Origin of the sequence: Cobetia sp. 1AS1 (assembly GCF_029846435.1) — a bacterium.
In the GTDB taxonomy this organism is placed as follows: Bacteria; Pseudomonadota; Gammaproteobacteria; order Pseudomonadales; family Halomonadaceae; genus Cobetia; species Cobetia amphilecti.
This window is the reverse complement of record NZ_JARWKU010000036.1, coordinates 1-269: the sequence shown is the minus strand read 5'-3', so window position 1 is coordinate 269 and position 269 is coordinate 1. Positions and strand designations below refer to the sequence as shown.

General features: G+C 62.8%; 1 protein-coding gene. It reads right to left on the bottom strand.

Translation table 11 applies throughout. The annotated features are described in order from the left end of the window. The coding region (locus QD280_RS17820) for a hypothetical protein (protein ID WP_279840157.1) at positions 1 to 269 on the bottom strand (269 nt) is incomplete at both ends.

The window sequence follows — 269 nt, the reverse complement described above, 5'->3', positions numbered from 1 at the left end:
CCATCGTTGCCGGCGGCGTCCTGCACCTTGAGCTGCACGGTGGCAGAGGCGGTGAGGTCGGCATCGGCATAGCTGACGGCAGTACCGGACACGCTGTCAGTGATGTCGACCCAGGTGGTGCCATCGGTGCTGTAGAGCAGAGCTTCCCCAGTGACGAGCTCGGCACTCAGCGTGGCGGTGATTGTCAGGCCATCATCGTCATTGGTGATGAAGTCGCCGTCGGTACCGCTATCGTCGCTGATCGCGTCAATGGTGGCAGTGGTGGTCGG